The 7,633-nt window shown below is 67.8% G+C and carries 7 protein-coding genes and 1 rRNA gene; 7 read left to right on the top strand and 1 reads right to left on the bottom strand.

Going from position 1 to position 7,633, the window contains the following annotated elements; all coding sequences use genetic code 11:
- Positions 1–2: 2 nt before the first annotated feature.
- Positions 3–119 (top strand): 5S ribosomal RNA (gene rrf / locus AC1DBN_RS17565).
- A 563-nt stretch (positions 120–682) separates the two neighbouring features.
- Here rrf and AC1DBN_RS17560 read toward each other — a convergent pair.
- Positions 683–1,648 carry a hypothetical protein gene (locus tag AC1DBN_RS17560; RefSeq protein WP_477723785.1) on the bottom strand — a complete coding sequence of 322 codons (966 nt, stop codon included), beginning with the start codon at positions 1,646–1,648 and terminating at the stop codon, positions 683–685.
- A gap of 6 nt (positions 1,649–1,654) precedes the next feature.
- Between AC1DBN_RS17560 and AC1DBN_RS17555 the strand changes: the two genes are divergently transcribed.
- The 6 genes from AC1DBN_RS17555 to recN are packed head-to-tail and all read left to right on the top strand — an operon-like array spanning position 1,655 to position 7,528.
- The gene (locus AC1DBN_RS17555; RefSeq protein WP_477723784.1) at positions 1,655–2,551 is read left to right on the top strand and encodes a hypothetical protein; all 897 of its coding nucleotides are present in this window, start codon (positions 1,655–1,657) and stop codon (positions 2,549–2,551) included.
- A 5-nt stretch (positions 2,552–2,556) separates the two neighbouring features.
- Positions 2,557–3,555 carry an HAD-IIA family hydrolase gene (locus tag AC1DBN_RS17550; protein ID WP_477723783.1) on the top strand — a complete coding sequence of 333 codons (999 nt, stop codon included), beginning with the start codon at positions 2,557–2,559 and terminating at the stop codon, positions 3,553–3,555.
- Positions 3,556–3,564: 9 nt separating this feature from the next.
- Positions 3,565–3,930, top strand: a complete 366-nt coding sequence (locus AC1DBN_RS17545; RefSeq protein WP_477723782.1) for a hypothetical protein — start codon at positions 3,565–3,567, stop codon at positions 3,928–3,930.
- The gene (locus AC1DBN_RS17540; protein ID WP_477723781.1) at positions 3,930–4,745 is read left to right on the top strand and encodes a TlyA family RNA methyltransferase; all 816 of its coding nucleotides are present in this window, start codon (positions 3,930–3,932) and stop codon (positions 4,743–4,745) included. Before AC1DBN_RS17545 ends, AC1DBN_RS17540 begins: the two co-directional genes overlap by 1 nt.
- Positions 4,746–4,758: 13 nt before the next feature.
- Complete coding sequence (locus AC1DBN_RS17535; protein WP_091719405.1) at positions 4,759–5,784, top strand: NAD kinase; 1,026 nt, start codon at positions 4,759–4,761, stop codon at positions 5,782–5,784.
- 4 nt (positions 5,785–5,788) lie between these two features.
- Complete coding sequence (gene recN, locus AC1DBN_RS17530) at positions 5,789–7,528, top strand: DNA repair protein RecN (RefSeq protein ID WP_477723780.1); 1,740 nt, start codon at positions 5,789–5,791, stop codon at positions 7,526–7,528.
- Positions 7,529–7,633: the final 105 nt, after the last annotated feature.

Genomic DNA, 7,633 nt, shown 5'->3' with positions numbered 1-7,633 from the left:
GTTACGGCGGTCATAGCGTGGGGGAAACGCCCGGTCCCATTCCGAACCCGGAAGCTAAGACCCACAGCGCCGATGGTACTGCACCCGGGAGGGTGTGGGAGAGTAGGACACCGCCGGACATCATTTGAGTAGGGCCCTGACACACACCACGTCAGGGCCCTACCACTTTAACCACCACACACCACCCACAAACCGCCACGCCCGCGCTCAGTTCTGGCGGCTAACACCCGAACCCCAGCTCAGTCGTGGTGGCTTAGGCCCGGATCCGCGCTCACTCGTGGTGGCTTAGGCCCGGATCCGCGCTCCGTCGTGGCGGTTCCCACCCGGACCCCCCTCATTACTGGCGGCTCAGACCCTGACCCGCGCTCACTGCAGCTGAACGCGCATCAGAATGATAGCCACCACGAATGAGCGCTCGTCACAGGGACAGCCACCACAAGTGAGCGCGCGTCGCGGGGTGGGGAAGGGCTGGTGGCGAACGATGCTGCCGGCGAAAGAGCCACTACGGGTGTGCAGCGGTGTGAAGATTCACACGATGCGGCCGCCAGGGCCAACTCTGGACCGCCGATTATGTGGGCTCCCCTAGAATTGATGGAGATGTACGGACCTGGAAGCGCTTGGTTTCGGGTTGCGTAAGTAAGAAGCACGTATACGAGCGGCTGCAGTTGCGCCAGTGGTCGGCTCACAACAGGAGGAATCCATCATGGCCGAACACGGCGGAGGAAACCGCGGAAACGACCGCGAAGCGTTCCGGGGAGACAACAACTCGGGCGGTGACCCGCGTGGGTTCCGGGGTCGCGGCAACCGCGACAGCAACGAACGCTCCTCTGGAAACGGGGAGCGGAAGCCTTATGGTGACCGGGAGAACCGTCCTTATGGTGATCGGGATCGTAAGCCGTTTGGCGACCGTCCGCGCCGTGAGGGTGACCAGGATCGCCGTGGCTTCAGCGGTGGTGGGGAGCGGAAGCCTTATGGTGACCGGGAGAACCGTCCTTATGGTGATCGGGATCGTAAGCCGTTCGGTGACCGTCCCCGTCGCGACGGCGACCAAGACCGCCGCAGCTTCGGCGGCGGCGAGAACCGCAAGCCTTCCGGCGACCGGGAGAACCGTCCTTACGGTGATCGGGAGCGGAAACCGTTTGGCGACCGTCCGCGCCGTGAGGGTGACCAGGATCGCCGTGGCTTCAGCGGTGGTGGGGAGCGGAAGCCTTATGGTGACCGGGAGAACCGTCCCTACGGTGATCGGGATCGTAAGCCGTTCGGTGACCGTCCCCGTCGCGACGGCGACCAAGACCGCCGCAGCTTCGGCGGCGGCGAGAACCGCAAGCCCTTCGGCGACCGCCAGGACAGGGACTCCCGCAGCTTTGACCGCGGTTCTGACCGTGGCCCCGCCCGAGGCGGAGCCGATCGTGGAGCAGGCCGTGGCGATTCGTTCCGTAGTGACTCCGGCCGCGGCTTCGGCAGGGACCGCCAGGAAGAGCGTCCCGCCCGTACGCACAACGCTGCCGATATCCGCAGCTCCAACCGGCCCGACCGCGAACGCTCTCCCGAGATCGATGAGGACGTCACGGGCAAGGAGCTGGACCGCGCCACGCAGCACCAGATCAAGACCCTTGAGCCCAAGAGCGCCGAGTGGGTTGCCCGCCACCTGGTGATGGCCGGCCGCCTGATTGACGACGAGCCGGAACTGGCCTTCCAACACGCCCTCGCGGCGAGCCGCAGAGGCGGCCGCCTCGGTGCCGTCCGCGAAGCCGTCGGCCTGACAGCCTACGCCGCGGGCCACTACGGCGAAGCCCTGCGCGAGTTCCGCACCTACCGGCGGATCAGCGGCTCCAACGTCCACCTGCCCGTCATGGCCGACTGCGAGCGGGGACTGGGCCGCCCGGACCGGGCACTGGATGTTGCCCGTTCCGAGGAAGCGCAGGACCTTGACGCTCCGGGCAAGGTGGAACTTGCCATCGTGGCCGCCGGCGCGAGGACCGACCTGGACCAGCTCGATGCCGCCGTCGCCGAACTGGAAATTCCGCAGCTGGACATCAACCGTGCCTTCTCCTACAGCCCCCGGCTGTTCCGCGCCTACGCCGGCGCGCTCTCCGCCGTGGGACGCACCGACGAGGCAGACAAGTGGAACAAGCAGGCCGTCGTCGCAGAGAACGCGCTGGGACAGGGCGTTGACGAAGAGCCTGACATCATCGATCTCGGCTGGGATGAAGAGGAAGAGGCCCGCGAAGAGGCCGAGCGCCGGCGCCTCCGCGAACACGCCGTCAAAGCCTCCGAAGCAGCTTCGGCGGCTGAGGGCAGCCAGGAAGGCTCCGCGTCCGACGACGGCACTGCAGAAAGTGCCGACGCGCAGAACGCCGTGGACCAGAACGTGGACGACCAGGATGCGGATTACTTCGCCTCTGACGACGCAGAGTCGGACGAGGATTCGCTGGAGCAGGACGAACTGGACCCCAACAACGAAGACAACGAAGACAGCAGCAACGAAGAAGCCGGCAGTGAAGAGCCCGGCGACGACGCTGCTGCCAACCAGGACCGCCGGGAAGACTGAACCGAATGACTGCCATTTCCCTGATTTCCCTGATTTCCCGCTTTGACGCCCTCCTGTCCGACCTGGACGGGGTGGTGTACGCCGGCCCGCATGCTATTCCGGGCGCCGTGGAGTCGCTTCAGCAGCTGGCCGGCGTGGGCGTGGGTCTTGGTTACGTCACGAACAACGCTTCCCGATCCCCGGCCGAAGTGGCAGCCCACCTGAGGGAACTGGGGGCGCCGGCTGAGGATGAGCAGGTAGTCAGTTCTTCACAAGCGGCCGCGGACCTGCTCGCTTCGCGCCTGGCGCCGGGCTCGAAGGTCCTCATCACGGGAAGTCCGGCGCTTGCCCGCGAAATCGAGCTCGTAGGGCTCACCCCTGTCTTCGGCCAGGACGAGGAACCCGTGGCAGTGGTCCAGGGCTTCAACCCCGGCATCGGCTGGAAGGACCTGGCCGAAGCTGCTTACGTGGTGTCCGCCGGGGCCCTCTGGGTGGCGACGAACACCGACATGTCCATCCCGCAGGCTCGTGGAATCGCGCCAGGGAACGGAACGCTGGTGGCGGCGGTGACCGCTGCCACCGGCCGGACGCCGCTCGTGGCCGGCAAGCCGGAGGCGCCGCTGTTCCATTCCGCCGCCAAGCGGCTCGGCGCCGAACGCCCGCTGGTAGTGGGCGACCGGCTGGACACGGACATCCTCGGCGGCAACAATGCCGGGTTTGCCACCGTCGCCGTGCTGACCGGCGTCGACACCCTGGAAACGATCCTGGCCGCCCGCTCCGCCGAGCGTCCGGATTACATCATCGGCGCCCTGTCCGACCTGTACCGCCCGTACCCCGAGGTGACGCACGACGACGGCACGTACGTCTGCGGCGATGCCACGGCACGCGTCGCCAACGGCGCAGTGGGCGTCATTGGCAGTAAGGACAGCCTTGACGCGTGGCGCGCCGCTTGCGCGGCGTGGTGGGCTGCGACGCCGGACGCACCAACGGCGCAGGCGCCCAAGCTGGCCTGGCTCGGTCACTAGACTTAACGGATGACTGAGCTGACCGGACCTGAAGAATCATCAGCCCAGCCGTCGCGGGACTGGCCCGGGCTGGACGCCGCTGCGATCCCTGACGCCGTGGTGGCCCAAGCCCTGACAGTGTTGGAAACCCTGCCCGCCACTCCCGTTGAAGAGCATGAAGAGGCCTACGCCAGGCTTCATGATGAGTTGCTGGACGCCCTCAACGCCAAGCCCCAGGACATTGAGCCCCAGGACCTGCAGTCCCAAGGCCTTGCACCACGGGATGCCGGACCCCGGGACCCCGGACCCCAGGACCCCGGAAGCCGTACTCCGGGGCCCCCGGTTCCCGGCCCCCGCGGAACCGGCGCAACCGACGCAACGGACGGCGGAGCCTGATGCCGGTACGCCTCGACCAGGCCCTGGTGGCCCGGGGCCTGGCCAGGTCCCGGACGCACGCAGCAACCCTCATCGCCGAAGGCAAGGTCAGCTCCGACGGCAAGGTCCTCGCCAAAGCGTCACTTCAGGTTGACGAAGACAGGGATCTCGCCGTCGAACATGACGACCAGGACACGTACGCCAGCCGCGCCGGCCATAAACTGGCCGGCGCCCTCGACGCCTTCCCGGGCATTACGGCCCAAGGAAAGCGGTGCCTGGACGCCGGTGCGTCCACCGGCGGCTTCACCGACGTCCTGCTCCGGCGCGGCGCGGCACATGTGGTGGCTGTCGACGTCGGGCACGGCCAACTGGTGCCCCACCTCCGCAGCGATCCGCGCGTCGCCGTCCACGAGGGCATGAACGTCAGGTACATGGTCCCGGAAGACATCGGCGGCCCGGCCGCCCTGACTGTCGCGGACCTCTCCTTCATCTCCCTCACCCTGGTGGTGCAGGCCCTGGCCGGTTGCACGGAACCGGGCGGAGACCTGGTGCTTATGGTCAAACCCCAGTTCGAAATCGGCAAGGACCGTTTGGGCCGCACCGGCGTGGTCACCTCGGAACGGGAACGGCGGCTCGCGGTGCAGAAGGTGGCCATGGCAGCGCTCGACGCCGGGCTGGACCTGCACGGGCTGGCGGTGAGTCCGCTGACGGGCCAGGACGGAAACGTCGAATACTTCCTGTGGATAAGACGCAGGATCACCCAAGACTTGCCTAAGATCGAAGAGCGGGAGGCGGCAGCAGCTGCCTTGCTCGGACAAATCTGGCCGAAACACTAGAGAGCGGAACCTGATGAGCAGGCGTGTACTGGTCCTTGCCCATACCGGCCGCGAGGAATCGCTGAAGGCCGCCTGGGAGGCCTGTGCGCTCCTGCATGCCTCGGGCATTGTGCCCGTCATGCAGGACTCCGAACTGGACGACATGGAGCGGTTCTTCGGGCACCTTGCCCAGCCCGTCGAAGTCCTCCACGACCATGTGAGCCTGCCGGACGTGGAACTGGTGATGGTCCTCGGCGGCGACGGCACCATCCTGCGCGCAGCCGAGCTGGTCCGCGAAGTGGACGTACCCTTGCTCGGCGTCAACCTCGGCCATGTGGGCTTCCTGGCTGAGAGTGAGCGTGCCGACCTGGCCCAGACGGTGGAATGGATCGCAAGCCGCGATTACACAGTGGAAGAGCGGATGACCATCGATGTCCAGGTATGGGTCCGGGGCCAGAAAATCTGGCACACCTGGGCGCTGAACGAGGCCGCCATCGAGAAAGCCAACCGGGAACGGATGCTGGAGGTGGTCACGGAAGTGGACGAACGCCCGCTGACCTCGTTCGGTTCGGACGGCATCGTGATGGCCACCCCCACGGGGTCCACCGCGTATGCGTTCTCTGCCGGCGGCCCGGTGGTCTGGCCGGAGGTGGAGGCACTCGTCATAGTCCCCATCAGCGCCCACGCCCTGTTCGCCAAACCCCTGGTGGTGTCGCCCCGGTCAAAGCTTGCGGTCGAGGTCCTGGGACGCACGGAAGCCCAGGGCGTCCTGTGGTGTGACGGCCGCCGGTCCGTGGATCTTCCGCCGGGTGCCAGGGTTGAAGTCACCAAATCCGCAACCCCCGTGCGGCTGGCCCGCACCCACCAGACGCCCTTCTCGGCCCGGCTGGTCCGCAAGTTCGAGCTGCCCATCCACGGCTGGCGGGGGCCGGTGCCCAAGGCCAGCGCGGTCCATACGGGGCCCATTCCGGTGGTCCGCACACCCCGGCCCATGCAGCCGCTGCAGGTCCCGCAGGCGGACCGGCCGGACACCGAACCTGATCCGTCGACTGCGGAGTGAATGCATGCTTGAAGAACTGAGAATCCGCGATCTTGGCGTCATTACCGACGCAACCCTGCCGCTGGGGCCCGGCCTCAGCGTGGTAACCGGTGAAACCGGTGCCGGTAAGACGATGGTGGTCACCGCCGTCGGCCTGCTGCTGGGGGCACGCTCGGACGCGGGCGCCGTCCGCAGCGGCGCAAAGAGTGCCACCGCTGAAGCGGTCCTGAAGCTCGACGCCGGCCACCCCGCCGTGGTGCGCGCGCTTGAGGCGGGCGCCGAAGCTGAAGAGTTCGACGGCGGCGCGGAACTGATCCTGGCACGGCGCCTCGGTGCCGATGGACGCAGCCGCGCATTCCTGGGCGGCCGCGCGGCCCCCGTCGGTGTCCTGGCCGAGATCGGCGAAACCCTGGTGGTGGTCCACGGGCAGACAGACCAGATCCGCCTTAAGGGCGCTGCAGCCCAGCGTGGTGCGCTGGACAAGTGTGCCGGTGAAACGCTGGCCGGGCCGCTCAGCACTTATCAGGAGCTTTACAGCCACTGGAAAGCCAGCCAGGCAGAGCTGGACAGCCTCCGCACCGCCGCCCGGGACAGGCTCCGCGAAGCCGAGTCCCTGCAGACCGCCCTGGCCGAGATCGACGAGGTGGATCCGCAGCCGGGGGAGGACGGGCAGCTGAAGGCGGAGGCCGTGAAGCTGGCCAACGTCGAAGAGCTGCGGATCGCCGCCAGCACCGCGCACCAGGCTCTCATCGCGGAGGACTTCGGCGAAGCCGGCGATGCCACTACCCTGGTGGACGCGGCCAAGCGCACGCTCGAACAGGTGGCGGAGCATGACGCCGAGCTCGGATCGGCCGCGGCCCGGCTGGCCGAAGTGGGCTTCCTGCTCAACGACATCGCCACGGACCTGGCCAGCTACCAGGCGGGACTCGACACCGAAGGCCCTGAGCGGCTTGCCGAAATCGAGGACCGGCGCGGTGCCCTGGCCAAGCTGGTGCGCAAGTACGCGCCCACCATCGACGAAGTGCTGGAATGGGCGGAGAAGGCCCGGGCCCGCCACGACGAACTGCAGGACGACTCCTCGCGGATTGAGTCCCTGGACGCCGAGGTGGCACGTGCGGAGGCGGACCTGACCAAGCAGGCGGCCGCCATCAGCAAGATCCGCGTCAAGGCCGCCAAGGACCTGTCAGCGCGGGTCAGCGCCGAGCTCAAGGCACTGGCCATGGCGGATGCCACGCTGGTGATCAACCTTGAGCCGACGGGGCAGCTGGGGCCCCATGGTGCCGACGACATCGCGTTCCTGCTGCAGCCGCATTCCGGTGCCCCCGCCCGGCCGCTGGGCAAGGGCGCATCGGGAGGTGAGCTCTCGCGCGTCATGCTGGCCATCGAGGTGGTGCTCGCCGCCGTGGACCCCGTTCCCACGTTCGTCTTCGACGAGGTGGACGCCGGAGTGGGCGGCCGCGCCGCCGTCGAGATCGGCCGACGCCTCGCCATGCTCGCCCGCCACGTCCAGGTGCTGGTGGTGACGCACCTGCCGCAGGTGGCAGCTTTCGCGGACCAGCACATCACCGTGACCAAGACCTCAGTCCGGGGGGCCGACGGCGGCACAGCCACCGGGTTCACGTCCAGTGATGTGCGCCTCCTCGACGGGACGGAACGGGTCCGGGAACTTGCCCGGATGCTGGCCGGCCAGGAGGACTCCGAATCGGCCCAGGCGCACGCCCAGGAGCTGCTTGACGACGCCAAACTCCTGCCCCAGCGCGGCTGACAAGGCCTTCATGCCGGCGCCTTCTCCGGCCCGTTGTGGTCCTTGGGCCCTTGCCCGAAAGGCGCGCTGGACTGCACACTGGAGCATTTGGGGAACAGTCCGGAC

Source organism: Pseudarthrobacter sp. 10T415, from assembly GCF_056394175.1.
Note: the sequence above shows the minus strand (reverse complement) of the source record. Positions and strands in the feature narration are given on the sequence as shown.

Coding starts and splice junctions, on each gene's coding strand:
- AC1DBN_RS17550 (WP_477723783.1), top strand. CDS start 2,557: ATGACTGCCATTTCCCTGATTTCCCTGATTTCCCGCTTTGACGCCCTC.
- recN (WP_477723780.1), top strand. CDS start 5,789: ATGCTTGAAGAACTGAGAATCCGCGATCTTGGCGTCATTACCGACGCA.
- AC1DBN_RS17545 (WP_477723782.1), top strand. CDS start 3,565: ATGACTGAGCTGACCGGACCTGAAGAATCATCAGCCCAGCCGTCGCGG.
- AC1DBN_RS17540 (WP_477723781.1), top strand. CDS start 3,930: ATGCCGGTACGCCTCGACCAGGCCCTGGTGGCCCGGGGCCTGGCCAGG.
- AC1DBN_RS17535 (WP_091719405.1), top strand. CDS start 4,759: ATGAGCAGGCGTGTACTGGTCCTTGCCCATACCGGCCGCGAGGAATCG.
- AC1DBN_RS17555 (WP_477723784.1), top strand. CDS start 1,655: ATGGCCGGCCGCCTGATTGACGACGAGCCGGAACTGGCCTTCCAACAC.